At 68.0% G+C, this 25686-nt stretch carries 17 protein-coding genes and 2 pseudogenes; 12 read left to right on the top strand and 7 right to left on the bottom strand.

The genetic code is table 11. The features are described 5' to 3' along the window. Positions 1–7 precede the first annotated feature (7 nt). On the bottom strand, positions 8–1753 hold the full coding sequence (locus tag ABMA10_RS21855; RefSeq protein WP_347867779.1) for a stealth family protein: 1746 nt from the start codon (positions 1751–1753) through the stop codon (positions 8–10). 83 nt (positions 1754–1836) lie between these two features. Here ABMA10_RS21855 and ABMA10_RS21850 point away from each other — a divergent pair, with 83 nt between their 5' ends. The 12 genes and pseudogenes from ABMA10_RS21850 to ABMA10_RS21795 all read left to right on the top strand — a co-directional run bounded on the left by ABMA10_RS21850 (position 1837) and on the right by ABMA10_RS21795 (position 17381). Next, positions 1837–3288 (top strand): CCA tRNA nucleotidyltransferase, encoded by a 1452-nt coding sequence (locus tag ABMA10_RS21850; RefSeq protein ID WP_347867778.1) that lies wholly within the window; start codon positions 1837–1839, stop codon positions 3286–3288. Positions 3289–3371: 83 nt separating this feature from the next. Then, positions 3372–4631, top strand: a complete 1260-nt coding sequence (locus ABMA10_RS21845) for a trans-sulfuration enzyme family protein (RefSeq protein WP_347867777.1) — start codon at positions 3372–3374, stop codon at positions 4629–4631. Between the two features lie 107 nt (positions 4632–4738). Then, positions 4739–6055 (top strand): ABC transporter substrate-binding protein, encoded by a 1317-nt coding sequence (locus tag ABMA10_RS21840; RefSeq protein ID WP_347867776.1) that lies wholly within the window; start codon positions 4739–4741, stop codon positions 6053–6055. Between the two features lie 883 nt (positions 6056–6938). Beyond that, a complete protein-coding gene (locus ABMA10_RS21835) occupies positions 6939–7193 on the top strand; it encodes a hypothetical protein (RefSeq protein WP_431031008.1) in 255 nt (84 codons plus the stop codon). Continuing rightward, complete coding sequence (locus ABMA10_RS21830; RefSeq protein WP_347867774.1) at positions 7177–8028, top strand: GSU2403 family nucleotidyltransferase fold protein; 852 nt, start codon at positions 7177–7179, stop codon at positions 8026–8028. The genes ABMA10_RS21835 and ABMA10_RS21830 overlap by 17 nt, the downstream gene beginning before the upstream one ends. A gap of 209 nt (positions 8029–8237) precedes the next feature. Next, positions 8238–9869, top strand: a complete 1632-nt coding sequence (locus ABMA10_RS21825; RefSeq protein WP_347867773.1) for an ABC transporter substrate-binding protein — start codon at positions 8238–8240, stop codon at positions 9867–9869. Positions 9870–9993: 124 nt separating this feature from the next. Then, positions 9994–11076 carry an ABC transporter permease gene (locus ABMA10_RS21820; RefSeq protein WP_347867772.1) on the top strand — a complete coding sequence of 361 codons (1083 nt, stop codon included), beginning with the start codon at positions 9994–9996 and terminating at the stop codon, positions 11074–11076. Between the two features lie 2 nt (positions 11077–11078). Further along, entirely contained in the window at positions 11079–12206 is a 1128-nt protein-coding gene (locus ABMA10_RS21815; RefSeq protein WP_347867771.1) for an ABC transporter permease, read from the top strand. Then, positions 12203–13921 carry an ABC transporter ATP-binding protein gene (locus ABMA10_RS21810; protein WP_347867770.1) on the top strand — a complete coding sequence of 573 codons (1719 nt, stop codon included), beginning with the start codon at positions 12203–12205 and terminating at the stop codon, positions 13919–13921. The genes ABMA10_RS21815 and ABMA10_RS21810 overlap by 4 nt, the downstream gene beginning before the upstream one ends. Positions 13922–14003: 82 nt before the next feature. Beyond that, a complete protein-coding gene (locus tag ABMA10_RS21805; RefSeq protein WP_431030660.1) occupies positions 14004–15227 on the top strand; it encodes an IS30 family transposase in 1224 nt (407 codons plus the stop codon). A 254-nt stretch (positions 15228–15481) separates the two neighbouring features. Beyond that, positions 15482–17096: pseudogene (locus ABMA10_RS21800) on the top strand (bifunctional 3'-5' exonuclease/DNA polymerase). A gap of 78 nt (positions 17097–17174) precedes the next feature. Further along, positions 17175–17381: a hypothetical protein gene (locus ABMA10_RS21795; RefSeq protein WP_347867378.1), complete on the top strand. Its 207-nt coding sequence runs from the start codon at positions 17175–17177 to the stop codon at positions 17379–17381. Positions 17382–17443: 62 nt separating this feature from the next. Here the strand turns inward: ABMA10_RS21795 and menC are convergent. The 6 genes and pseudogenes from menC to ABMA10_RS21765 form a co-directional block, all read right to left on the bottom strand. Continuing rightward, positions 17444–18573 (bottom strand): annotated as a pseudogene (gene menC / locus ABMA10_RS21790) (o-succinylbenzoate synthase). Then, positions 18560–19438 (bottom strand): hypothetical protein, encoded by an 879-nt coding sequence (locus ABMA10_RS21785; RefSeq protein ID WP_347867377.1) that lies wholly within the window; start codon positions 19436–19438, stop codon positions 18560–18562. Before ABMA10_RS21785 ends, menC begins: the two are co-directional and overlap by 14 nt. Next, entirely contained in the window at positions 19435–22947 is a 3513-nt protein-coding gene (locus tag ABMA10_RS21780; protein WP_431031007.1) for a serine hydrolase, read from the bottom strand. The genes ABMA10_RS21785 and ABMA10_RS21780 overlap by 4 nt, the downstream gene beginning before the upstream one ends. After that, positions 22944–23771 carry an ABC transporter ATP-binding protein gene (locus tag ABMA10_RS21775; RefSeq protein ID WP_347867375.1) on the bottom strand — a complete coding sequence of 276 codons (828 nt, stop codon included), beginning with the start codon at positions 23769–23771 and terminating at the stop codon, positions 22944–22946. Before ABMA10_RS21775 ends, ABMA10_RS21780 begins: the two co-directional genes overlap by 4 nt. Further along, positions 23768–24577 (bottom strand): ABC transporter ATP-binding protein, encoded by an 810-nt coding sequence (locus ABMA10_RS21770; RefSeq protein ID WP_347867379.1) that lies wholly within the window; start codon positions 24575–24577, stop codon positions 23768–23770. The genes ABMA10_RS21775 and ABMA10_RS21770 overlap by 4 nt, the downstream gene beginning before the upstream one ends. Continuing rightward, on the bottom strand, positions 24459–25685 hold the full coding sequence (locus ABMA10_RS21765; protein ID WP_347867374.1) for an ABC transporter permease: 1227 nt from the start codon (positions 25683–25685) through the stop codon (positions 24459–24461). Before ABMA10_RS21765 ends, ABMA10_RS21770 begins: the two co-directional genes overlap by 119 nt. Position 25686 lies beyond the last annotated feature (1 nt).

The following is a 25686-nucleotide window of genomic DNA, read 5'->3' as shown; positions in this document are numbered from 1 at the left end:
CGAGGTGCTAGCTGAGCCGCGCGGGCTCGACGTCGAGGGCGCCTGCGATCGCGACCTCACGCTCCCACGGCGCCGGGAACGGGAAGTAGCGGTCGAGGAAGTCGATGACCGCGGTGGTGCGCTCCTCCACCGAGATCTCGGGTCGGCTGCCGTCGTTCAGACAGAACATGTCCTGATCGCGTCGCTTCAGCAGCCGGTCCATCTGGTGGAGGGACTGCTTGAGCGTCGTCTCGATGTACCGGACCTTCGCCTGCGTCTGCTGCACCGCGCGCCCGGTCATGAGGCCGTAGTAGTGGTAGAACGAGTTGGTCACCGAGATGTTGTCCGCGGCCCGGAACGCGCTGTGCGAGGTGGCGTGGAACTCGGGTGCGAACTCCTGCTCCATCTCCGCCATGACGCTGCGGCGGAGCGGTGCGGCACAGTGCTCGAGGTGGCGCGTGGTGACGCGACCGAACCGTTCGTGCAGGAGTCGTCGGTTCACGCGTGCGGCGTTCTCGAAGCCGCTGCGCGACGGGTCGTTGGCGCCGAGCCCGATGCGGGTCGTCGCCTCGACGAACTTGCTGATGCCACCGGGGGAGAAGAACAACTCCGGGCTGATCGGCCGGCCGAGGAACATGTCGTCGTTGGAGTAGAGGAAGTGCTCCGAGAGGCCGTCGATGCGGTGCAGTTGGCTCTCGACAGCCATCGAGTTGTGGGTCGGCAGGGCGTCGAGGTCGGCGAAGAACTCCTCGCTCCGCACGATCGTCACCTTGGGGTGCTCGATGAGCCATTCCGGTGCGGGGGAGTCCGTGGCGATGAAGATGCGCCGGATCCAGGGGGCGAAGGTGTGCACGCTCCGGAGCGCGTACTTCAGTTCGTTGATCTGACGGAAGCGGGCGTCCGAGTCGTCGCCGTCGCCGACGACGTAGCTCTGCATCCGCTTGGCGCGGGCGCGCTGGAACTCCTCGGAGGAGCCGTCGACCCAGGAGAAGACGAGGTCGATGTCGAAGGTGACGTCGCTGGCGAGTGCGCCGAACATGTGCTCGAGCGTGCGCCAGCTCCGGCCGTACCGTTCGACGGTGGTCTCGACGGCTTCGGAGCGCGGCAGATCGGTGCGCATGAGGACGTTCTCGACCGGTGCGGTGATCTCCTCGTCGCCGAACCGCCACAGTTCGAGCTGCAACGCGGTCTCGATGCCGTAGCGGAGGCGTCCGAGCGGCTCGATCCGAGGGCGGTAGAGGCGGAACACCTCGGCCTTGCGGGCGCCGCTGAAGAGGCCGTCGGACAGGAGTCGCGGGTCGCCTGCGGGCTTCACTCCGGACATCTGGGCCTTGAGCGGCACACCGTAGAAGGGTTCGTCGGCGAACGCCTCGGCCAGCGCGGCCTGGACACGCTTGCGGAGCGAACGATCGACGACGATCGCCGGACGGTCGTGCTCGCCACGGATGAGGAGGTACTCGATCGAGGCCTCGTCGAGGGCGTCGGCGACGGCGAGGAGGTCTTCGATCATCGACTGCTGCGGGGTCAGGTGACCGTTGAGCAGGGTGTAGACGCCCTTCCGCTGGACGACGTCGTCGCGCTCGAACCGCTGCGTGCGGGAGCTGTGGGTGACGAGGACGAGTTCGGGAGGCGTGCTGAACGCGAGTTCTGGCGGACTCGAGACCTTCGGGGTGTTCGTGAAGGCTGCCGGAGCGTGGGTGCTGCCGGTGTTCCGCTGGTCGTCGAGTTCGTTCGTAATCGTGTCCACCTCTGGTCTGATTGGGGTTGGGGTCATCGTTATTGTACGGCCGTCGCCCAAATCCACTCGCAGCTTGACATCGACCGGGCCTCCGGCGACCTCGGGCTACGATTGATCCCATGGTGAGCGTGGCGGAATCATTGGTGCGCCTGCAGGACCTGGCCTCGTCGCCCGTGGTCGCGCGGGTCGCAGCGGAGTTCGCCGAAGCCGGGTACGAACTGGCCCTCGTCGGCGGTCCGGTGCGTGACGCGATGCTCGGCCGGATCGTCAGCGACCTCGACTTCACGTCGAACGCCTCACCCGATCAGATCCTCGCCGTCCTCAAGCCCATCGCGGGTGCCTGGTGGGACGTGGGTCGCGACTTCGGCACGATCGGCGCGAAGGTCTCCGTCGTCGACGAGGCAGGCGTCGAGCACACGGACACGGTCGAGATCACGACCTACCGCGCCGACGCCTACGACGGTGTCACCCGGAAGCCCGTCGTCGCGTTCGGCGACACCCTCGAAGACGATCTCCGCCGTCGTGACTTCACGGTCAACTCGATGGCGCTGCGGGTGCCGGCGGTGACGCTCGTCGATCCGTCCGGCGGTGTCGAAGACCTCGTCGCGCGGCTGCTCCGGACCCCGAGCGCTCCCGAGGTGTCGTTCGGTGACGACCCGCTCCGCATGCTCCGAGCCGCTCGGTTCACGTCGCAGCTCGGTTTCACACCGACGGACGACGTCATCGAGGCGATGGAGGAGCGGCGGGAGACGATCTCCATCGTCAGCCCCGAGCGCATCCAGGCGGAGCTCGGCAAGCTGCTCGCGACCGACCAGCCGCGCGCCGGACTCGAACTGCTCGTCGACACCGGCATAGCCGACATCGTCCTGCCCGAGTTGCCGGCGCTGCGCCTCGAACCCGACGAGCACCACCACCACAAGGACGTGTACCAGCACTCGCTCACCGTGCTGGAGCAGGCGATCGGCTACGAACACTCCAGGCACCCAGGCGAAGCACCGGACCTCGTGCTGCGGTGGGCGGCTCTGCTGCACGACATCGGCAAGCCGGCGACGAAGAAGACCGGCCCCGGTGCCGCCGTCACCTTCTACCATCATGACCTCGTGGGCGCGAAGCTCGCGAAGAAGCGCCTGACCGCGCTGCGCTACGACGGCGACACCATCAAGGGCGTCGCCCGCCTCGTCGAACTGCACATGCGGTTCTTCGGCTACTCGGAGGGCGTCTGGGCGGATTCGGCCGTGCGCCGCTACGTCCGGGACGCCGGCCCGCTGCTCGAACGTCTGCACATGCTCGTGCGTGCGGACGTCACGACACGGAATCGTCGCAAGGCGGACCGACTGGGCTTCGCCTACGACGACCTCGAACAACGGATCACCGAGCTGCAGGAGCAGGAGGAGCTCGACTCCGTCCGCCCCGACCTCGACGGCAACCGCATCCAGGAGGTGCTCGGCATCGCGCCCGGCCGCGAGGTCGGCGAGGCCTACCGCTGGCTGCTCGAACTCCGCCTCGATGAGGGCCTGCTCGGCGAGGAGGAGGCCGCGCGCCGGCTCCTCGGCTGGTGGCAGTCCCGCTAGCAGCACGCAGGCCGGCACCCCCGGTCGGTCCTCACCCCGTCACACTCACGACAGGAGAGCGGTCGCGAGCCTAGGGTGAGGGGATGAGTGAGCGCAGCGAGCGGGCGGAAGCCGGGCGGCCGGACAAGCGGGACAGCACGACGATCGGCTTCGGCACGCAGGCGGTGCACTCGGGGAACGCCGTCGATGAGGCAGGCGGGGCCATCCGCACCCCGATCGTCATGGCGAACTCCTACGCACTCCCGGAGGACCCCTCCGGGGTGAGTTGGTCCGGCACCGACGTCCCTCTCTATACGCGCAACTCCGGAACGAACCAGCTCGGTCTGCAGCACAAGCTCGCAGCGCTCGAAGGGGGTGAGGACGCCGTGGTGCTCGCAAGCGGGGTCGCCGCGCTCCACGCCGTGTTCTTCACGCACCTCCGCTCGGGCGACCATGTGGTCGTGGGCGACGTCACGTACGAGGCGACCTTCCGGCTCTTCACCGAGCTGCTGCCCGAGAAGTACGGCATCGAGGCCACCTTCGTCGACACCGCCGATCCGGAAGTCGTGCGCGCGGCGATCCGCCCGGTCAGTCCAGGCGGGCGCGGCGGTACGAGGCTCGTGCACGTCGAGGCCATCGCGAACCCGACCACCAAGGTCACCGACATCGCGGCCATCGCCTCCGTCGCCCACGAGGCCGGCGCGCTCCTGTCCGTCGACTCCACCTTCACGCCGCCACCGCTGCTGCGCCCGCTCGCCCTCGGCGCCGACCTCGTCGTGCACTCCCTCACGAAGTACATCAACGGCCACGGCGACGCGATGGGTGGCGCCGTCATCGGCTCGCGTGCTCTCGTCCAGCCGATCAAGTCCGATGCGATGGTCGACGTCGGCGGCGTCATCTCCCCGTTCAACGCCTGGCTCATCATGCGCGGCTCCGTCACCCTCTCGCTCCGCATCCAGCGCCATGTGGAGACGGCGACGGCGCTCGCCGGCTGGCTCGAGGCAGACCCCCGTGTCGCGTTCGTCGCCTACCCGGGCCTTCCCTCCCACCCGCAGCACGAGGTCGCGGCGAGGCAGTTCGCGCACGGTGCCGGCGGCATGCTGGCCTTCGCGATCGACGGCGACGCCGAGACGCAGAACCGGTTCGTCGCGAAGCTCCGCGTCATCACCTCGGCGATCTCGCTGGGCCACGACGAGTCGCTCATCGTGCATGTCGGGACGGCGGGCCCGCGGGTGGCCGCCTACCCCGAGCCGTTCCGGCGGCTCGGGCACCTGCGCTTCTCGGTCGGGCTGGAGGACCGCGACGATCTGATCGCCGATCTCGATGCCGCACTCACGGCGACCCTCGGCGGCTCCCACGGATGATCCGCCGCGGTCACGTCCGGTGGCCGGAAAGCGGCTCCGATCGGTGGAGATGTGCTGCTCAGCCTGAGCTGCTAGCCTCCCCAAGGTTCACGGAACGAAGGATTCACATGCACAAGCGTCACGTCCCCATCGCGATCGCCGCCGCCACGACACTGCTCCTCAGCGGTTGCGCGACCAGCTCAGCCGAGCGGACGACCGTGACCGTGCGGCTGTGGGATGCAAGTGTCGCCGATGCGTACGAGACCTCCTTCGCCGCGTTCGAGAAGGAGAACCCGGACATCCGGGTCCGAGTCGACGTCGTCGAATGGGCCGACTACTGGACCAAGCTCCGCACCGACGTCGCGGCCGACACCGCCCCGGACATCTTCTGGCTGAACAACTCCTACCTCGCGGGCTACGCCGACAGCGGCAGCCTGCTCGACGTCGACAAGACGCTCGGCGATGATGCTTCGAAGGCCTGGTCGCCGAGTGTCGTGAAGCAGTTCACCCGCGACGACAAGCTGTGGGGCGTCCCCCAGCTGTCCGACGCCGGGATCGCCGTCTACTACAACACCGACCTCCTCGACGCGGCGGGCGTGAAGCCTGCCGATCTCGCGAAAGCCACCTGGTCCCCCGATGCGACGAAGGACACCTTCCTGCCGCTCGCGAAGAAGCTCACCCGCGATGCCGCAGGGGTCGCGGCGGATCAGCCGGGCTTCAATCCGGCTGCGCCCGGGACCTACGGAACCGGCCTCGGCTACGACCTGCAGGCCGTCCTCCTGCCGTTCATCGGTTCCAACGGCGGCAAGTACCAGGACGGCGACGACTTCGCCTTCAACGACCCGAAGACGGCCGAGTCCGTCAGCTACCTGGTCAACGCGATCAACGGCGCCCAGGTCGCTCCACCGGCGGCGTCCACGAACGCCGACGGCGATTTCGCGCGAGACGCCTTCCTGCAGGGCAAGGTCGCGATGTTCCAGTCGGGTCTCTACAGCCTGAAGGCCGTGCACGACGGCGCCGACTTCCCCTGGGGTGTCGCCGAGCTGCCCGCTGGCCCGGCGGGCGCGGTGAGTGTCACCAACGGCATCGCGGCAGCCGGCAACGCCACCACCGAGCACCCGGACGCCGTCTCGAAGGTGCTCGACTGGATGGGGAGCACCGAGGGCAACGCGTTCATCGGTGCAGAGGGTGCGGCCGTCCCCGCGGTCACGGGCGCGCAGAAGGACTACTTCGACTACTGGAAGGGCGAGGACGTCGACGTCCAGCCGTTCTTCGACGTGATCGCAGACGACGCGAAGACGATCGCCCCGCCGACGGGTCGGAACTACGCGAAGGGTCTGGCCGCGTACGACCCGATCCTCAAGGAGGTCTTCGCCGGCACGTTGAGTGTCGCCGACGGACTGAAGAAGGCGCAGGAGGCGGCCAACGCCGCCATCAACGACTGAGCCGACAGCTTCTAAAGATAATTCTTCTTCTACGTCGGGTGCTTTAGAAGTAGCATAAGCGTTATGACGGCCCAGCTACCGGAAGAACCCAGGACGCACGTCGAAGCTCTTCGCGCAGCGCGTAGCGTCTTGCTCTCGCAGCTTCCGCCTCGGTGGACGGTCATGATCAGCGTCGACAGTGCGCCGCTTGCGTCCGATGATGTCGAGCTTGAACTCTGGTTCGACTCGGAGCAGGTCGCGCGGTTCCCTGTGCTATTCCTGTCCAGCCCGACACGGCGTGATCTGGCGTCGGCGATCGATGCTGAAGCCCGCGACGATGCGCGTCCGGGTATCGTTGTCGCCCGGTACTTGGCCAAGCCCGTGCGGGAGGACCTGCGTCGACAGAACGTGTCGTACGTGGACGCGACGGGCAACATCTGGATCAGCTCTGTATCGCCACTCATCGTCATCGTGCGAGATGGCGCATCGTCGAGACCCCTGGCGAAGACGAGGTCGCCCGAGCGGGTCCTTGGCTGGGCAGGCTGCCGCGCAAGTTGTCCGGAGCCTGGTCGATCACATCCCCCCATTCGGCGTCCAAGAGGTTGCTGATGCGGCAGGGGTGTCCCTTCCAACCGCGTATCGTTTCGTCGATCGTTTCGCGGAGGATCTGCTCATCGAGCGTGAACCTCGCGGGCCGATCGTCCGTGTCGACTGGCGCCAATTACTCGTGAGGTGGGCGGACGACGCACCATTCGCTGAGGTGAATCGGACGAGGACGTTCCTTCAGCCAAGAGGGGTGGGGACAATCATCTCTGACCTCCGAAGTCGTGTGGCCACTCCGTACGCTGCCACGGGTTCGATCGCGGCGGCCCCGTTTGCACCCTATGCAGATCTTCGGCTGGCGATGCTCTACACGGATGACATCGATCAACTTGCGGAGGAGCTCGGGCTGCGGGAGATGGCTGCTGGATCGAACGTCGTGTTGGCGGAGCCCCGTTCTCGGATCGTCTACGAGGGCGCATTGGATGTAGCTGGGCTGCGGATCGTTACGCAGAGTCAGGCGGCGGCCGACCTCCTGTCCGGCCCAGGCCGCAGCCCGTCGGAAGGTATTGAGCTGATGAACTGGATGGAAGGGAACCCAAATGCATGGCGACGATGATCTCCTGAAGCAATCTCGATCAGCGTTGCTTGATGCGATGGAGGCGTTGGACGCGCATCGCGAGTCAGTCATCCTCGTCGGCGCTCAGGCGATCTACCTTCACACGGGTCAAGCACCAGTCGCATTGGCCGAAGCGACCAAGGACAGCGACCTTGCCCTTGACCTCCGCGGCCTTGCAGACGATCCCCTTGTGGAGGAGGCGATGGTGCGTGGCGGATTCGATCGGGACCCAAACGGCCAGCCAGGAGCCTGGCTCAGTCCACGAGGTGTGCCGGTCGACCTGATGGTCCCGGAGAGGATCGCAGGCCGTGGTTCGAGAAGCGTCACGATGCCACCGCACGACCGGCGTGCCGCTCGGCGTACTCGCGGACTCGAGGGAGCTCTCGTCGACAACGCTGTCCTCATCGTGTCAGCGTTGGATCCGGCCGATGCGCGATCTGCGGAGATCCGAGTCGCAGGTCCAGCAGGTCTGTTGGTAGCAAAGTTGCATAAGCTCGGCGAACGCGCGTACGCGGCGGGTGCCGCGCAGCCGGAATCGACTCGTCTTCGAGACAAGGATGCTCACGACATCTATCGGATTCTCGTAGCGATTCGCACGTCAGAGCTGGCAGCATCCTTCTGCGCGACGTTGGAGGACGAGCTCTCCGCGGAGGTGGCTTCGGAGGCGCTCGACTACCTTGAGCTGTTGTTCGCCGCGGGACCACAGGCGGTCGGGGCCGCGATGGCTGGGCGTGCCGAGCTTCTGGCAGGGGATCCGCAGCAGGTCGCGGTTTCTGCCGCTGCTCTTGCGGAGGACCTTGTGTCCGCGATCCGAGGCGGCCAACGCCCAGCATGAAGAACGACGGTGTTGCGTAGCGCATCCTCATTTCAGCGCCTCTGTGCGCCCGTGATACCAGATGTGCACGTTTCGTGCGTGTAACGAATGCGCACCGGAAGTCGTCTGCGTTCGAGGGATTTGTTCGGAGCATGCTGTAATCCTCTACAGGCACGAAAGAACCTGCACACAGCCGTGCCGTCTCTTACACAGAAACGAGGTCGACATCAATGTCATCCCCACGTAGTGGATTCCGTAAGGGCGCCGTCGCGCTCGCGGGCCTGTCCGTCACCGCCCTCGCGCTCGCCGGCTGCGCCGCCGGCGGAGGCAGCTCGAGCAGCAGCGGAGCGAGCGGAACGATCGTCATCGGCACGACCGACAAGGTCACGACGCTCGACCCGGCCGGATCCTACGACAACGGCTCCTTCGCCGTCATGAACCAGGTCTTCCCGTTCCTCGTGAACACCCCGTACAACAGCCCGGACGTCGAGCCGGACATCGCCGAGTCGGCCGAGTTCACCTCGCCGAACGAGTACACGGTGAAGCTCAAGGAAGGCCTCAAGTGGGCCAACGGCAACGACCTCACCTCCTCGGACGTGAAGTTCACGTTCGACCGCCAGCTCGCGATCGCGGACGACAACGGACCGTCGTCGTTGCTCGGCAACCTCGAGAAGACCGACGCTCCTGACGACCTCACCGTCGTCTTCACGCTGAAGACCGAGAACGACCAGACCTTCCCGCAGGTGCTCTCGAGCCCCGTCGGCCCGATCGTCGACGAAGACGTCTTCTCGGCCACCGAGCTCACGCCGGACGCCGACATCGTGAAGGGCAAGGCGTTCGCCGGCCAGTACACGATCGAGAGCTACAAGTTCAACGAGCTCATCTCGTACAAGAAGTACGACGACTACGACGGTCTCCTCGGTGCCGCGAAGAACGACGCCGTCAACGTCAAGTACTACACCGACGAGTCCAACATGAAGCTCGACGTCCAGAAGGGCAACATCGACGTCGCGTCGCGCAGCCTCTCGGCGACCGACATCGACGACCTGAAGAAGGACGACAACGTCAAGATCGTCGACGGCCCAGGTGGCGAGATCCGCTACTTCGTCTTCAACTTCGACACGATGCCCTACGGCGCGACCACGGCCGACGCCGACCCGGCCAAGGCACTCGCCGTCCGCCAGGCGGCTGCCGACCTGATCGACCGTGCTGCCATCGCGAAGAGCGTCTACAAGGACACCTACACGCCGCTCTACTCCTACGTGCCGGCCGGCCTGACCGGTGCCACCGAGTCCCTCAAGGGCCTCTACGGCGACGGCGACGGCGGTCCGGATGCCGCGAAGGCGAAGGCCACCCTCGAGGCGGCAGGTGTGACCGTCCCGGTCGCACTGAAGCTCCAGTACAACGGTGACCACTACGGTTCGGGCTCCGGCGACGAGTACGCGGCGATCAAGGACCAGCTCGAGGCCGACGGCCTGTTCGCGGTGGACCTGCAGCAGACGGAGTGGGTGCAGTACTCGAAGGACCGCACGACGGACGTGTACCCGGCGTACCAGCTCGGCTGGTTCCCCGACTACTCCGACGCCGACAACTACCTGACGCCGTTCTTCGCCACGGACAACTTCCTGTCGAACCACTACGACAACCCCGCGGTGAACGACCTCATCAACGAGCAGCGCTCCACCACGGACCCCGCAGCCCGGACGGCGATCATCGAGCAGATCCAGGACACGGAGGCCGCCGACCTGTCGACGATCCCGCTGCTCCAGGGCTCTCAGGTCGCTGTCGTCGGCAAGGACATCGAGGGCACCGTCCTCGACGCCTCGTTCAAATTCCGCTACGCACCCATCAGCAAGGGCTGAGTAGCCTGACCAACTGATATCCGACTACAGTGAGTCGGACGTCGCGATCGGGGTGGCTCCACAGAGCCGCCCCGATCGTCTGTCCGGGCTCCACAGAGTCGGTGATCGAGGAGGATCCACTGCAATGACGATTGTCGACACGCCGCCGGGCGCCGCGGTCAGCCCGAAGGGCAAGAGTTCCGGAGGTGGCGGACTCTGGCGGTACCTCGTCATCCGCTTCCTGCTCATCATCCCGACGGTGTTCATCCTCGTCACGATGGTGTTCTTCCTCATGCGGTTGACGGGTGACCCGATCACCGCAGCCCTCGGCGGCAGGCTTCCGGCCGAGCAGCTCGCCGAGCGCATCACCGCCGCCGGCTACGACCGGCCGCTCTTCGTGCAGTACTTCGAGTTCCTCGGGCAGATCGCGGTCGGCAACTTCGGCACCACGATCTCCGACAACCGTCCGGTCATCGAGGTGCTGCTCACGTACGGCTCGGCGACGCTCGAGCTCGCGTTCTACGCGCTCATCGTCGCGTTCATCGTCGGCATCCCGCTCGGTATGCTCGCTGCAGCCCGCCGCGACCGTTGGCAGGACGCGGGGCTCCGCGTCTTCGCGATCCTCAGCTACGCGACCCCGGTCTTCTTCGCCGGCCTGCTGCTGAAGCTCGTCTTCTCGGTGTGGCTCGGCGTCCTGCCGGTCGCCGGCAGGGCCAGCACCGGCGCCGAGCTGACGCTCCAGACGCTCCCGAACCCCACCGGCATCTACCTGATCGACGCGATCCGCCTCGGCGACCCGGCGGTGATCGGCGACGTCCTCTCGCACGCGGTGCTCCCGGCCATCGCCCTCGGGCTGCTGACCGCGGGTGTGTTCCTGCGGCTCGTCCGCACCAACGTCATCGGCACGCTCGGCTCCGGTTACGTGGACGCCGCCAGGTCGCGCGGTGTGAGCGAGTTCCGACTCGTCACGAAGCACGCCTACCGTCCCGCGCTCATCCCGATCATCACCGTCATCGGTCTGCAGATCGCACTGCTCCTCGCCGGTGCGGTGCTCACGGAGACGACCTTCGAATGGAAGGGGCTCGGATTCATGCTGAGCGAGTACCTGAAGGCGCGTGACTTCGTCGCCGTCCAGGGCATCGTGGCGCTCCTCGCCGTCATCGTCGCCCTCACCAACTTCATCGTCGACATCATCGCGGCGATCATCGACCCGAGGGTGAGGTACTGAGCATGACCGCTTACCCTGCCACCAACGCCGTGCAGACCGCACCGGCGCGGCGCCCGCTTCGCGATCGCCTCCCTGTCGTCAAGCAGTTCCGGCAGTCCGTCGGTCTGCAGCGCGCGATGCTCGTCATCGGCCTCGTCGTCACGGGCGTGTTCATCCTCATCGCGATCTTCGCGCCGATCCTCGCCCCGTACCGCTTCAACCAGTTGCGCGGCGACGACGGCTCGTTCGGCACACAGCAACCGCCGAACGCGATCAACCTGCTCGGCACGACCGTCGGCGGCTACGACGTCATGTCGCGTGTGCTCTGGGGTGCGCAGACGGCACTGTTCGTCATCGTCTGCGCGATCATCCTGTCGATCTTCGCGGGCGTCCTGCTCGGCCTCGTCGCCGGATACTTCGGCGGCTGGCTCGACCGCGTCCTCGTCGTCGTGTGTGACGCCATCTACGCGTTCCCATCGCTGCTGCTCGCCATCGTGATGTCGATCGTCATCAGCCGTGGGCAGTCGAGCCTCTGGGGTGGCATCCTCGCAGCGGCGATCTCCATCACCGTGGTGTTCATCCCGCAGTACTTCCGGGTGATCCGGTCGGAGGTCGTGCGCATCAAGAGCGAGGCGTTCGTCGAGTCTGCGAAGGTCATCGGCGCCTCGAGCTCGCGCATCATGTTCCGTCACGTCCTGCGGAACTCCACGCGGACGCTCCCGCTGATCATCACCCTGAACGCCTCCGAGGCGATCCTCACGCTCGCGGGCCTCGGCTTCCTCGGCTTCGGTATCGAGCCGACAGCAGCGGCTGAGTGGGGCTACGACCTCAACCGCTCGGTCTCCGACGTCACGAGCGGCATCTGGTGGACCGCGGTGTTCCCCGGTCTCGCGATCGTGCTCGTGGTGCTCGGCATCACGCTCGTGGGCGAGAGCCTCAACGACCTGTCCGACCCGCGCCGGCGGAGCCGTCGTCGGGTCGGGGCATCGTCGGGCGCTGTCGCGCAGACGTCGAGCATCATGACGTCGGCCGGCGGGACCCCGGACAGCCCCGGTGGCGCCGGCATGGAGGACGCGGAGTCGCTCGGCCTCATCAGCGACTCGGCGGCTGACAGCGATCTGGAGACACGACGAGAGGACGATCGCTCATGACCCGCACGACCGACACCGGCGCGAACCGCGTCGGCTCCGACGACATCGTCAGCATCCGCGAGCTCGGCGTCTCGTTCTCGACCGACGCCGGAGCGGTGAAGGCGATCAACGACATCTCCCTCTCGGTGGGCCCGCGTGAGATCGTCGCGATCGTCGGGGAGTCCGGCTCGGGTAAGACGGTCACGGCGAAGACCATCCTCGGCCTCCTGCCCGAGACGGCGACGGCTTCGGGTGCGGTCGTGCTGCGCTCGCGCGACGGCTCGACTGAGCAGGACGTCGTCACAGCGACCGCCGAGCAGCTGCGGTCCATCCGCGGAAGCGATGCGGCGATGGTGTTCCAGGAGCCGTCGACCGCGCTGAACCCCGTCTACAAGGTGGGCTGGCAGATCGCCGAAGGGCTGCGTGCGCACGGCAGCTACTCGAAGGCGGAGGCGCGGGCCAAGGCGATCGACATCCTGCGGCGCGTCGGTATCCCCGAGCCGGAGGAACGGGTCGACTACTTCCCGCACCAGTTCTCCGGTGGACAGAAGCAGCGCATCGTCATCGCGATGGCGCTCGTGCTCGACCCTGGTCTCATCGTCGCCGACGAACCGACCACCGCGCTCGACGTCACCGTCCAGGCGGAGATCCTCGACCTCCTGCGCCGGTGCCGCGACGAGTTCGGCACCGCCATCGTCCTCATCACCCACAACATGGGCGTCGTCGCGGACCTCGCCGACCGTGTCGTCGTCATGTACCAGGGCGACATCGTCGAGGAGGCTCCCGTGCAGGAGCTCTTCTCGGCACCGAAGGCCGAGTACACGAAGAAGCTCCTCTCCTCCGTGCCGCACGTGGGCCGCGGGAAGAGCTCTGCCCCGGCGGAGGTCGAGCGCGGCGCGAAACTGCAGCTCGGAGAGCCCGTCGTCGTCGCGAAGGGGCTCGAGATCGAATACCCGGGACGGTTCGGGCGTGCCGGCTTCCGAGCCGTCAAGGGCGTCGACTTCACGATCCACGCGGGCGAGGTGCTCGGACTCGTGGGGGAGTCGGGCTCCGGCAAGACCACCATCGGGCGCGCGATCGCGGGTCTCACCAGGGTGACCGGTGGATCACTGTCGGTGCTCGGGGTGGAGATGAACCGGGTGAAGGACCGCGAGTTCGCTCCCAAGCGGCGCGAGATCGGCTTCGTGTTCCAGGATCCGGCGACGAGCTTCAACCCGTTGCTGACGATCGCTGAGTGCGTCGCGGAACCGTTGATCGTGCACGGTCGCTTCGGTGATGCCCGTGCTGCCCGCGGCCGAGTGGACGAACTGCTCGAGGCGGTCCAGCTGCCGAAGGCCTTCGGTGACCGCTACCCGCACGAATTGTCCGGTGGGCAACGTCAGCGTGCTTCGCTCGCTCGTGCGTTGGCACTGGAGCCGGCCCTGCTGGTCGCCGACGAGCCGACCTCGGCGCTCGACGTCTCGGTGCAGGCACGCGTGCTCGAGTTGTTCGCCGAGCTGCAGAAGGAGTTCGGCTTCGCGTCGCTCTTCATCAGCCACGACCTCGCCGTCGTCGACATCCTCGCCGACCGCATCGTCGTGCTGTACCGCGGCGACATCGTCGAGGAGGGACCAGGGTCCCAGGTGCTCGGAGCACCCACAGACGACTACACCCGTCGTCTGCTCGCCTCACTGCCCGTTCCGGACCCTGCCGAGCAGGCGCTGCGACGAGAGGAACTCCGCCGCCTCCGCGCGTAGGGAGGGGATCCGCACGAGGGCAGGACCGAAGGCGCCTTGGGTTCTAGGGATCAGTGCAACATCCTGATGTTTTGGAGTGTTGATGACGGTTCTGATGGCCCGTGTGGTGCAGCGAGTGTTCTGGTCGAGGATTCGTGACGGAGCGACGTCTGTGGATGCGGCGAAGGCTGCTGGGATTTCGTCTCAGCAGGGTGACGTGTGGTTCCGGAATGCTGGCGGGATGGTGCCATTGTCGTTGTTTCCGCCGTCAGGTCGTTTCTTGAGTATCAGCGAGCGTGAGCAGATCCATGCCGGGATCAGTCAAGGGCGATCGATCCGCGCGATCGCGGCGTCGATCGGGCGCAGCCCGTCGACCGTGTTGCGAGAGCTCCGTCGCAATCTTGATCGTCAGCAGTACCGGTCCCGGTCCAAGCTCGGACGCCCGGTGACCGTCCCGTGGCGGTATTCGCCATCGCTTGCCCAGCGTCGAGCTGATCAGCGGTTGGCTCGTCCGAAGCCCTCGAAACTCGCTCTGAACGATCGGCTGCGTGATGCGGTCCAGGCGGGACTGTTGCGCAAGCTCAGCCCGGAACAGATCATGCGACGATTGCCGTTGGACTTCCCTGACGAGGCGGAGATGCGCGTGTCCCACGAGACGATCTACCAATCGTTGTATGTCCAGGGCCGCGGAGCGCTCAGACGCGAGCTCACGGACTGCTTGCGAACCGGTCGGGCGCTGCGCAAACCAGCCCGACGCGCGACGAGCCGTGGCAAACGCATCCCGGACATGGTCATGATCAGCGAGCGCCCCGCGGAGGTCGAGGACCGGGCAGTCCCGGGTCATTGGGAGGGTGATCTGATCGTCGGTAAGGACAACGGTTCCGCGATCGGGACCCTTGTCGAGCGGAGCACACGGTTCGTGATGCTGCTGCATCTGCCAGATCGACACGGCGCGATCGAGGTTCAGGGAGCGATGATCGAGCAGATGCGCAAACTCCCGCATTTCCTCCGCAAAACCCTCACCTGGGACCAAGGATCCGAGCTCGCCGGCCACCGGAACATCACCGCAGCGCTAGAGATGGGCGTCTATTTCTGCGACCCACACTCGCCTTGGCAGCGAGGGAGCAACGAGAACACGAACGGGCTCCTGCGGCAGTACTTCCCGAAAGGCACCGACCTCTCCGGCTACCACCGCGACTACCTCGACTTCGTCGCCAACGAACTCAACGAACGGCCGCGGAAAACCCTGCACTGGGCAACTCCAAAAGAAGCCCTCGACCAACTACTCTCGAACCCACCAGCCAATGGTGTTGCACTGACCGCCTGAATCCGCCCGAATTTCGGTCCTGCCCTCGCGCTGTTCTCCTGCTGCGGGCTGCAAGAGAGACCTCCCCGCGAGGACTCGCGTCTGGCGGCGTCGGCGGGTCACGGCAGACTGGGGTGGTGCACATCGTCCTCCAGCAGCTCGACGGCGCCCGGGTGCGCGTCGTGCAGCTCGAGGACGCTCCGCTCGCCGACCCTTCTCCGCTCGCCGCCCCCGCTCCGCTCCCCGAGCCTGTCGAGGGGGCCACGGACACCGTCATCCCTCGGGCAGAGCTCCCAGCGTTCGTCCGACGGCAGGAGTCCGGCCCCGTCCAGCCGCGCTGGGTGTGGGACGACACGACGCTCTGGTATCCGGCGCTCCTTGCAGCAGGAGTCCGTGTCGCCCGCTGCGTCGACCTCCGGCTCTGCCACAACATCCTGCGGAACGCGGTGTTCACGGCGGCGTCCGAACTCGCCGCCGCACCGCTCGGCCCCTGGGACGAGGTGCTCGATCCCCGCATCGCGCAGCGCGCCGAAGCCGTCGGCACCCTGTTCGACCTCGACCTCCCCGGCGGCGACCGAGACCCGCTCGCCGAGTTCGCCCTCCAGCGCGCCGCGGTCGACGGCGCGAGCCCGCAGGGCCGCTCCCAACTGGGCCTGCTCCTCGCCGCCGAGTCCGCCGGCGCGCTCATCGCAGCAGAGATGACCTTCGCGGGGCTGCCGTGGGATGCGGCGATGCACGATCGCATCCTCGCCGACGCCCTCGGCCCGCGTGTGCCACCGGGTGTCCGCCCGAGCAAGCTGACCGCCGTCCTCGACGAGGTCATGGCAGCACTCCAGGTGCGTGAGCTGAGCCCTGAGTCGCCCGGCGAACTCCTCAAGGCGTTGCAGCGCGCGGGTATCAACGTCACCTCGACGCGTCAGTGGGAGCTGCAGGAGATCGAGCACCCGGTCATCGAGCCGCTGCTCCGGTACAAGAAGCTGTCCCGCCTGCTCACCGCGAACGGCTGGACCTGGGTGGACACCTGGGTGAAGGACGGCCGTTTCCGCCCCACCTATGTCCCTGGCGGCGTCGTCACCGGTCGGTGGGCGTCCGACGGCGGCGGAGCGCTCCAGCTCCCGCACCAGGTGCGAGGTGCGGTCCTCGCCGATCAGGGGGTGGAGGTTCGTCGTCGCCGATGCAGCACAGCTCGAGCCCCGCATCCTCACGGCGTTGTCGGGCGATCGGGCCATGGCCGACGCCGGTCGTGGGGTCGACCTCTACCAGGGCATGGTCGACGTCGGTGCTGTCGACACCCGCCCGCACGCGAAGGTCGCGATGCTCGGGGCGATGTACGGCTCGACGACGGGTGAGAGCGGACGACTCCTGCCGCGACTGGCGAAAGCGTTCCCGCAAGCGATCGGCTTCGTCGAGACGGCGGCGCGGGCGGGGGAGCGCGGCGAGCGGGTCACGACGCGGCTCGGCCGCAGCTCGCCGCTACCCGGAGCCGACTGGCGCGAGGTGCAGTCGGCGGCCTCGATGGAGGGCGCGAACGCCGCCGCGACGCAGCGGGCCCGCATGGAGGCGCGCAGTTGGGGGCGGTTCACGCGCAACTTCGTCGTGCAGGGGACGGCTGCCGAGTGGGCGCTGTGCTGGATGGCCGGCCTGCGGACGCGGCTGCAGGCGCTCGCCGCGCGGGAATCCGGCACCGGCGCCGATCTCACCTCCTCGGCACACCTCGTGTTCTTCCTGCACGACGAGATCGTCGTGCACTGTCCACTGGTGCAGACCGACGAGGTCGTCGCGCTCGTCCGCGAAGCGGCGGCGGAGGCTGGTCGTCTCATCTTCGGGAACGCCCCCGTCGAGTTCCCGGTGACGACGGCCGTCGTCACGTCCTACGCCGACGCGAAGTAGTCCATTCGTCGACGATCGTTGACGCTGCCGCAACATCCCGTGCGATGAACTCGAAGTCCATCGACCCCGGGAGGCACCATGTCCGTCCAACAACTCCGCCGATTCCACGCACCGCGCCCGCTGCAGGGCGCCACCATGCTGATCGGCCGGTGTCTCACCGCCATCAGTTGCATCTCCGGCTGGATCGTCGTCGTGCTCGCCGTGTTCGGAGTCGCCGTGACGGCGCTCGCCGCGAGCACGGGCGTTGCGGCCCTCCTGCTTGCGACCTTCCTCGCGCCGGACTGAGGTGTGCACCAGAGCCGAGTACGCCCGAGGATTCGGGCGAACCGGCAGCCGGACCGGCCGGTTCAGCTGGGCCGGAGGGTGACCGAGTGGATGGTCGCCTCCTCGATCCGTTCGGGGATGGGCGTCACGCCGATACCGGGCCCCGTGGGGATCGCGATCATGCCGGCGTCCAGCACGAACGGCTCGGTCAGGTCCTCGGCATAGAAGCGTCCTGACGCGGAGATGTCTCCGGGCAACGTGAATCCCGGCATCCCAGCGAGTGCCGCGTTCGCGGCGCGTCCGATGCCGGTCTCGAGCATGCCGCCGCACCACACGGCGACACCATTGGCTCGGGCGATGTCGTGGATCCGCTTCGCTTCCAGGTAGCCGCCCACCCGCCCGGGTTTGATGTTGATGATGGCGGCGGCACCCCATGCGATCGCGTCGGCCGCGCGCTCCGCCGACACGATCGACTCGTCGAGGCACATCGGCGTGGTCATCAACGTCGCCAGCTGCGCATGCTGACGAGATCGTCCTCGGCGAGCGGCTGCTCGATGAGCAGGAGGTCGAAGGCGTCGAGGCGTCGGAGCAGTGGTGCATCGGCGAGGGTGTACGCCGCATTGGCGTCGACCTGCAATGCCACATCCCCGAACTTCTCACGGACGGCGCGCACGGGATCGACATCCCAGCCTGGCCGGATCTTCAACTTGATCCGCGCGTAACCCTCGTCGAGGTACCCGCCGACCGTGTCGAGGAGTTCCGGGATGGAGTCCTGGATACCGACCGAGACGCCCGACGGCACCCGGTCGACGGTGGCGCCGAAGGAGTCCGCGAAGGACCGGCCGCTCGCCCGGAGCTGGGCATCGAGCACCGCCATCTCCAGGGCCGCCTTCGCCATCCGCTGTCCCACGATGTGCCGCAGAACGTGTCCGACGCGCTCGGCGGTGATGTCGCCGCCTGCCGCCTGGTGCGCGAACAGCAGCGGTACGAGGTACCGCTCGAGCATGGCGCGCGCGCCCTCCAGGTACTCCTCCGAGTACACCGGGTCCGTCAGTGCGACGCACTCGCCCCAGCCGACGGTGTGGACGCCGTCCTCGAGCGCCGTGACCTTCACGAGGAGCGGGGTGCGCTCCGTCTGCGTGCTGAAGGAGGTCGTGAACGGGCTCACCAGGGGGAGACGGACGGTGATGAGTTCGACGTCAACGATGTGCATGGGTGGTCCTCTCCGCGCGGTAGAACCCGCGGCGGTCGAAATCGGTGAGCTGCCAGCCGTCGGCGAGCAGCCCGGTGGTGACGGAGCGGAGCGCATCGCGCCACGAACGGGCGGTCGCAGCGTCCGTGGTGCGCATGGCCTCGATGTCGTCCGGGAGGTCGATCCGGACGGTGTCGACACCGTCCTCGAGCGGGCGCCCGAGGATCGGCCCCTGCGGCCCGCGGATCAGCAGTGCGACGGTCGGCCGTTCCGTCGGGGCCGGCCGCGCGAGCGGTGATGCGAGATCCCATTCGAGCAGCATGCGGTCGCTCGGCTGGCCGAGGTTCAGGTCGTCCAGCATCGGCCCGTAGAAGTCCGGTAGGTATTCGACGGCGCGGCCGCCGAGCTTCCGGAGGTTGAAGTAGGCGTTCCGAGCGACGAGCGGGTCGAAGGTCCAGGTCATGGTGACGACGGAACGCTCGAGGCACCAGGCGCGCTGGTGGAACTTCAATGCCGCGCCGATCCCGTGCCCGGAGTGCGCACGGAGGACCCCGGTGATGTGCGAGTGCATGGCCCGGGCCATCGGCGGGTGGAAGAACCCCACCGACGCCGCGACGAGGCTCCCGTCGATGAAGGCGCCGGCGACGTAGCTCCCGGAGTGCACCATGGCGACCAGCATGCTCGGATCGAGCCTGGAGTGCTTCGCCTCCATGCCCCACACATCCGCCAGGAGGGCGGCCGCCGCAGCCATCTCCCCGGGCGTGCCCAGCAGGCGGACGACGACACCGCTCTGTTCGGCGGCGTGCGCGGCCGTCGCGTGCGCCTCCGCGAGGACGGATTCACCTGAGGCGGTCCGGGAGTGCACCGTCGTGGAGTGGGCGGTCATACCTCGACCTCGTCACGCGCTTCTCGAGGAAGGAACCGCAGACCGACGTACGCGCCCCCGCGGTGCGGCCGCACCTGCGCCCAACCCGCGCTGCCGGGCGCGCGCATGACCCACACGCCGGGGAGCGAGGACGGCAGGAGTTTCACGACGTTCGCGGGCGTGGGCGTCGGGTCGGTCGTCGACTCCTCAGCCGTCGACTCCTCAGATGCGTCCCCGTCCGCAGCTCCGGACCGCGGCTCGGAGGTGCCCCCGTCAGCGTTCGGCAGGGCGACGGCGCTCGCCGTGTCGGCCGATGCCGCGGCGGCCTCCGGTTCGGGCTCGTCCGGCAGGACCTTGACGCGCTCTGTCACGACCATCTCCAGGTGCTCCTCGGTCGCACGGATCTCGATGCCGATCCCGCTCGTGCCGAAGGTGCCGAGAGCTGCCTCGGCCGGGACCTCGTCCCGATCGATCGGGCTGGCTCCAGCGGGAGCGTGCAGGCCGGCGACGGTCGATGCGGCGCTCTCGAAGAGGTCGTGGTACAGCCCGTCCGGCCGTCCGCCGGTGGTCAGCAGCGCGATCGCCAGCTGTTGCTCCGGGAACACCCGCAGGTAGGCGCGCTGACCGATCGTCCCGCCGTCGTGCCCGTAGACCGACGCCCCGGACCACTCCTCGAGGAACCAGCCGAGCCCCCAGCCCGTCAGCGACGGATAGATGTCGGTCAGGTCGATCTGCTCCCGCTGCATCAGGACGGCTGATTCGCGGGAGAGGATGCGTGTCCCGTCCGCTGTCTCGCCCAGACGGAGTCCGAGCTCTGCGAAGGTGAGCAGGTCGCCGATGCTTGCGACGATGTTGCCGGCCGCTCCCATCGATCGGGTGATCGGCCAGACCGGAGCCGGGGCGCCGTCTGGGCGGTGGCCGGCGGCGGCAGCGAACCGGGGGACGTCTTCCAGGAGGGTCACGGTGTGTTCGAGGCCGAGCGGCTGGATGAGTCGTTCGCGCAGGATCGCGTCGTACTGCCCGTCCCGGAGCACCTCGACGATCCGACCGAGGATGACGAAGCCGGAGTTGCAGTACGAGAAGCCGTCATCGAGGGGGTGGACCTGCTGTGCGGTCTTCAGCGTCGCGACGTACAGCTCGATGCAGTCGTCCCCGCGGCCCGTGTTGGTGAACAGGTCGCCGTCGATGCCGCTCCGATGCGAGAGCAGGGAGCGGATCGTGACCTTCGCCGCGGTCTCCTCGTCGCCGAGTGCGAAGTCCGGCAGCACGGACCGGACGGTGTCCTCCAGGCGGAGGAGCCCGTCGTCGACGAGCTGCATGATGAGCGTTGTGGTCCAGACCTTGGTGATGGAGCCGATCTGGAAGAGGGCGTCCACGCTCGCGGGAGCGCCCGTCGCGGCGTTGAGCACACCGGAGGCGACCGTCGTGCGTGTGAGGGGGTGCCCGTCCGCGGTCAGCTCCACGATCCCGAACTGCGCTCCGGTGACGCCGTAGCGATCGCGGAGCACGTCCAGCTCGGCTTGCCATGCTGCGGTGTCGAGCGCGGCGCGGGCAGAGCCTGAGGATCGGGCCGGCACCGCGGGCGTGTAGCGCTGGACCCAGTCGATGACCCGACGGTTGTAGTCCATCCGCTGGCGCAGCGATCCCGTGACGACGAACGCGTGGGTGGCTCCCGGATAGGCGACGAGGCGCACCGGTACCTCCTGCGAACGCAGGGCCGAGAACCACTGCTCCGCCTGGTTGAGCGGGCAGCGCTGATCCTCGGCACCGTGCAGGATCAGTGTCGGCGTCGTGACGTTCCCGACCGAGCTGATCGGTGAGGCGGCGAGGAACCGCTCCGCGTCGTCCACGACCGTGCCACCGACGGAGATCTTCGCGAGGTATCCTCCGGCGTCGGAGGCGCCCGCCACCGCCGTGAAGTCGCAGACCAGACCGCCGGCGACGGCCGAGGCGAACCGGTCGCTGTGCGCTGTCAGGTGTGCGGTGTTGAATCCGCCGTAGCTGTAGCCGGTGACCGCGAGGCGATCGGCGTCGACGAGGCCCTCGGCGATCAACGCGTCGAGCGGCTCGTGGAAGTCGGGTCCGTCGGCGGTGCCCCAACCGCCGATGACGGCGCGCATGAACTCCTCCCCGTAGCCGTCCGAACCGCGCGGGTTCAGCGTGAGGATCCGCCAGCCGGCCGCGGCGAGCACCTGGTGGTACAGGTGGGCGCTGTCTGCGACTCCGGTCCAGGAGTTGTGGGGTCCGCCGTGGATGTCGAGGAGGAGGGGTGCGGGACCCTCGGTGTCGGGTGACGACAGGAGCCAGCCGTGGACCGTGCTGCCGTCGGAGATCGGGAACTGTCGCTGTTCGGCAGCGAGCACCGTGATGTCGGGCAGTGCGTCGGCCGTCAGCGATGTGAGGACCGTCACCTCGGCGGTGTCCAGGTCGACGACCGCGACCTCGCCGAAGCTCGTTTGCGAGGTGATCACGACGGCGGCGCTTCGTGCGTCACGGGCGACGGACAGCGCCGAGACGACCTCGTCCTCGTTCGCGATGATCGGGCGGCGGCCGCTGCCGTCTGCGCCGATCGCGTGCAGGTGGGTCCAGCCGCGCTCGCGGACGCAGAAGACGACCTCCGCGGTTCCGTCGCCTCGGTGGCTGAGTCCCGGACGACCGCCCGGGTAACCGGGGCCGCCGAGCATGACGTTCCGGTCGAGTTCCGCCGTGAGCGCGACGTCTGGCTCATCGGGGTCGTCGCCGAGACGGATGAGGTCGGAGTTCCCCACTCGGAGTTCGCCCGAACCGACCGCGACCAGGGCGTCGTCGTCGAGGCGCAGGAGGGGTCCGCCGATGAAGGTCGCCGAACCGACGAGGGTCGGCGCGATGATCGGGTCGTCGACGACGATGCGATACGCGCGGGAGACATTGTTCAGATCGCCGTCGGGTTCGAGGTCTGCGGTGAAGGCGAGGCCGGTCCCGTCGGTGGACCAAGCGGGTTCGCCGGCGTTCCAGTCGCCGTCGGTGAGACGACGCACGGGCTGCCCGCCGTCCGAGTCGACGACGAAGAGGTGCATGCGCTTGTCGCCCAACCAGCCGACGCCGTCCACCTTGTAGCCGAGTCGATCGGTGACGATCGGCGCATCGGGGTCGGCTCCCGTCGATCGGGTGACCGGGGCCGTGAAGGCGATTCGCGTGCCGTCGGGGCTCCAAGCGGCGGCTCCGGCACCGAGCGGAAGCGCGGACGCCGAGGTCAGGCGCACGGGTTCGCCGCCATCGAGGTCGAGGCGGTGCAGCTGAGGTGCACCGTCGATGACCCGGAGGAATCCGAGCGAGCGGCCGTCGGGGGAGAACCGCGGGCTGCTGTCGCCGGGACCGGTCGTCATCCGCCGAGCGGGGCTGCCGGCGCGGACGCTCCAGAGTGACGTCGTCGTCTTCCCGTCCTGCACCTCCGAGCGGGTGAACACCACGAGCTCGCCGTCCGGCGAGATGGCGGTGTCCGTCGGTGTCACGAGTCGTGCGAGATCGTCGATGGTGAGTGAGCGGGTCATGCGTTGCTTCCTTCCGAGGTGAACAGCGGGACGCCGAGGCGAGGTACTGCGCCGATGAGTTCGCGGGTGTAGTCGTGTGCGGGGTGGTCGAGGACATCGAGGACGGGGCCGTGCTCGACGATGCGACCCTCGCTCATGACGGCGACCTCGTCGCAGAGCTGCCGCACGACGGCGAGGTTGTGGCTGATGAAGAGGACGGTCAGTGAGAGCCGTTCGCGGATCTCGGACAGGAGGTTGAGGACGGAACCCTGCACCGACACGTCGAGCGCTGAGGTGATCTCGTCGGCGAGCAGGACGTCGGGTTCCGCAGCCAGGGCTCGCGCGATCGCGACCCGTTGCCGCTGGCCGCCGGACAGGCCACCCGGTAACGAGGTCGCACGGTCGGGATCGAGGTGGACGAGCCGCAGGAGTTCCGCTGTGCGCTCCGTGCGCTGCGCGACCGTGGTGCGACGGTTCGACGATCCCTCGCGTCGCGAACGACGATCGGTGACCTCGAGGGCCTCGCCGATCGAGGCACCGATCGTCATCCGCGGATCGAGGCACGAGTAGGGGTCCTGGAACACCATCTGGATGCGTTGGCGACGGACCGCGTTCCTCCCGCGGGCGTGCGCCACGTCGACGCCGTCGAGGAGGATCCGGCCGTCGCTCGGTTCGTGCAGCCCGACGGCCGCCCTGGCGATGGTCGACTTGCCCGAGCCGGATTCGCCGACGAGACCCACCATCGCCCCGGACGGGATGAAGAGGTCGACCTCGGAGACGGCCTGGACCGCCGTCCTCCCCGATCCGAATCGGACATCGAGGCCCTGGAACTCGAGGCTGCTCATGCGTTCACTCCCTGTGCTTCCGACGCGACGTGGGTTCGGGGTCCGTCCGTCTGGAATTCGGTCCCCTCCGGGATCGTGGCGAACGGGGTGCCCGGCTCGGCGTCGAAGTGGGGCACGGCTTCCAGGAGTGCCCGCGTGTACGGGTGCTGTGCTTCGCCGGCCACGAGCGCGTCGACGCTGAGGTCCTCCACCATGCGGCCGCGGTACATGACCATGACCCGCGTGCAGAGCCCGGTGACCACGGCGATGTCGTGTGAGACGAGGAGGACGGCGGCGCCGGTCTCGCGGTTCACGGCGTGCAGCAGGCTGAGCACCTCGCGTTGGACGGTCACATCGAGTGCGGTGGTCGGTTCGTCGGCGATGATGAGTGCCGGTTCGCCCATGAGGCCCATGGCGATCATCGCCCGTTGCCGCATACCGCCGGAGAACTCGTGCGGGTACTGCTTGGCGCGTCGCTCAGGGTCGGGGATGCGGACGTCGGCGAGGCGGCCGATTGCCCGTTCGTTCGCCTCACGGCGTCCGAGCCCCTCATGCAGGAGACCGATCTCCGCGACCTGCGGCCCGATCCGAAGCGCGGGGTTGAGCGAGGTCGACGGGTCCTGGAACACCATCGCCAGGCGTGTGCCCAACTGCTTCGCGAGCGCACGGGTGGACGCCCGACCGGGGACCGTGCCCTGGCGGGTGAGTTCAGTGCCGTCGAAACGCACTCGACCTGCCGTGACGAGGAGCGGATCCTCGAGGAGTGCTGCGACGGCCAGGCAGGTGAGGGACTTGCCGGAGCCGGACTCGCCGACGAGTCCGACGATCTCGCCCGGGGCGATGTCGAAGTCGACACCGGCGACGGGCTGCCGTCCAGCCGTCGCCTGCCGGGGCCGCGACGCGCAGGTCACGCACGCTCAGCACAGCGTCGATCGCCGCTTCGGGGCGTTCGGCCGCGGTCGTCCCGGCGCCTGGACGCGGTGCGCTCGACCGCTGCCGCCTGCTCCCGAGCGAGTCGATGCCGAACGCCCGTGAGAGGGTTTCGCCGAGGAGGGTGAAGACCACTCCCGCGAAGATGACCGCAGCGCCGGGTGCGAGTGCCGTCGCCGGGTTCACGTAGATCTTCGCGAGTCCTTCATTGAGCATCCGGCCCCAGTCCGTCTCCGGCGCCTGCACCCCGAGCCCGAGGAAGGACAGTCCGGCGAACGCGATGAGCGAGCCGCCCGCGCCGATGCTGGCGTTGACGATGAGGGGTTCGCGGACGTTCGGCAGGATATGTCGGACCAGGATGCGCCACCGCGGCACGCCCAGGATGCGCGCTGCCGACACGAAGTCCCGTCCGGCGATGCTTGCCGACATGGTCTGCGCGAGGCGGGCGAAGAAGGGGATCATCGCGAAGCCGATCGCGAGCACCGCGCCGAGCGAGCTCGCTCCGACGGAGATCGACAGCACGATGGCGAGGAGCAGCGACGGGAAGGCCAGAGCGATCCCGGTGCCGCTCACGATGAATGCGGCGGCCGGTCGGGGGAGGACGGACGGCAGGAAGCCGACGACGATACCGAGGGTGACGCCGATCGCGGTGGCGGCCAGTGCCATGACAACCGAGAGTCGTGTCGCGGTCATCACCCGGGCGAACACGTCGCGCCCGGCCGCATCGGTACCGAACGGGTGCGCTGCGCTCGGCTTCGCGGACAACTGAGTGACGTCCGTCACCGTCGACTGCGCACCCCAGATGACGGGGCCGAGGATCGTCGCCGCGATGAGGATCGCGAGGCCGATGATGGTGGCGACACCGAGGGGCGACCGCAGCACTCGCGACAACCGGCTGGCGTCCGGGCGTGTGGCGAGCGGCGGCCGGGCCGTGGTCGATGCTGCCGGCCGGCCGATGAGGGGTCGGGGATCGTCTGTATGGTCGGTCGACTGCATGGTCGCCATG

The organism is Plantibacter sp. RU18 (assembly GCF_050613355.1).
GTDB lineage: Bacteria > Actinomycetota > Actinomycetes > Actinomycetales > Microbacteriaceae > Plantibacter.
The sequence above is the reverse complement of the archived record's forward strand: the minus strand, read 5'-3'. Positions and strand labels throughout refer to the sequence as shown.

Bases quoted from the DNA above. Each gene is read 5' to 3' on its own strand.
- ABMA10_RS21845 (WP_347867777.1), top strand. From the start codon at position 3,372: ATGAGTGAGCGCAGCGAGCGGGCGGAAGCCGGGCGGCCGGACAAGCGG.
- ABMA10_RS21795 (WP_347867378.1), top strand. From the start codon at position 17,175: ATGTCCGTCCAACAACTCCGCCGATTCCACGCACCGCGCCCGCTGCAG.
- ABMA10_RS21810 (WP_347867770.1), top strand. From the start codon at position 12,203: ATGACCCGCACGACCGACACCGGCGCGAACCGCGTCGGCTCCGACGAC.
- ABMA10_RS21840 (WP_347867776.1), top strand. From the start codon at position 4,739: ATGCACAAGCGTCACGTCCCCATCGCGATCGCCGCCGCCACGACACTG.
- ABMA10_RS21780 (WP_431031007.1), bottom strand. From the start codon at position 22,947: ATGACCCGCTCACTCACCATCGACGATCTCGCACGACTCGTGACACCG.
- ABMA10_RS21815 (WP_347867771.1), top strand. From the start codon at position 11,079: ATGACCGCTTACCCTGCCACCAACGCCGTGCAGACCGCACCGGCGCGG.
- ABMA10_RS21765 (WP_347867374.1), bottom strand. From the start codon at position 25,685: ATGGCGACCATGCAGTCGACCGACCATACAGACGATCCCCGACCCCTC.
- ABMA10_RS21775 (WP_347867375.1), bottom strand. From the start codon at position 23,771: ATGAGCAGCCTCGAGTTCCAGGGCCTCGATGTCCGATTCGGATCGGGG.
- ABMA10_RS21835 (WP_431031008.1), top strand. From the start codon at position 6,939: ATGCTCTACACGGATGACATCGATCAACTTGCGGAGGAGCTCGGGCTG.
- ABMA10_RS21850 (WP_347867778.1), top strand. From the start codon at position 1,837: ATGGTGAGCGTGGCGGAATCATTGGTGCGCCTGCAGGACCTGGCCTCG.
- ABMA10_RS21785 (WP_347867377.1), bottom strand. From the start codon at position 19,438: ATGACCGCCCACTCCACGACGGTGCACTCCCGGACCGCCTCAGGTGAA.
- ABMA10_RS21855 (WP_347867779.1), bottom strand. From the start codon at position 1,753: ATGACCCCAACCCCAATCAGACCAGAGGTGGACACGATTACGAACGAA.
- ABMA10_RS21805 (WP_431030660.1), top strand. From the start codon at position 14,004: ATGACGGTTCTGATGGCCCGTGTGGTGCAGCGAGTGTTCTGGTCGAGG.
- ABMA10_RS21825 (WP_347867773.1), top strand. From the start codon at position 8,238: ATGTCATCCCCACGTAGTGGATTCCGTAAGGGCGCCGTCGCGCTCGCG.
- ABMA10_RS21830 (WP_347867774.1), top strand. From the start codon at position 7,177: ATGCATGGCGACGATGATCTCCTGAAGCAATCTCGATCAGCGTTGCTT.
- ABMA10_RS21820 (WP_347867772.1), top strand. From the start codon at position 9,994: ATGACGATTGTCGACACGCCGCCGGGCGCCGCGGTCAGCCCGAAGGGC.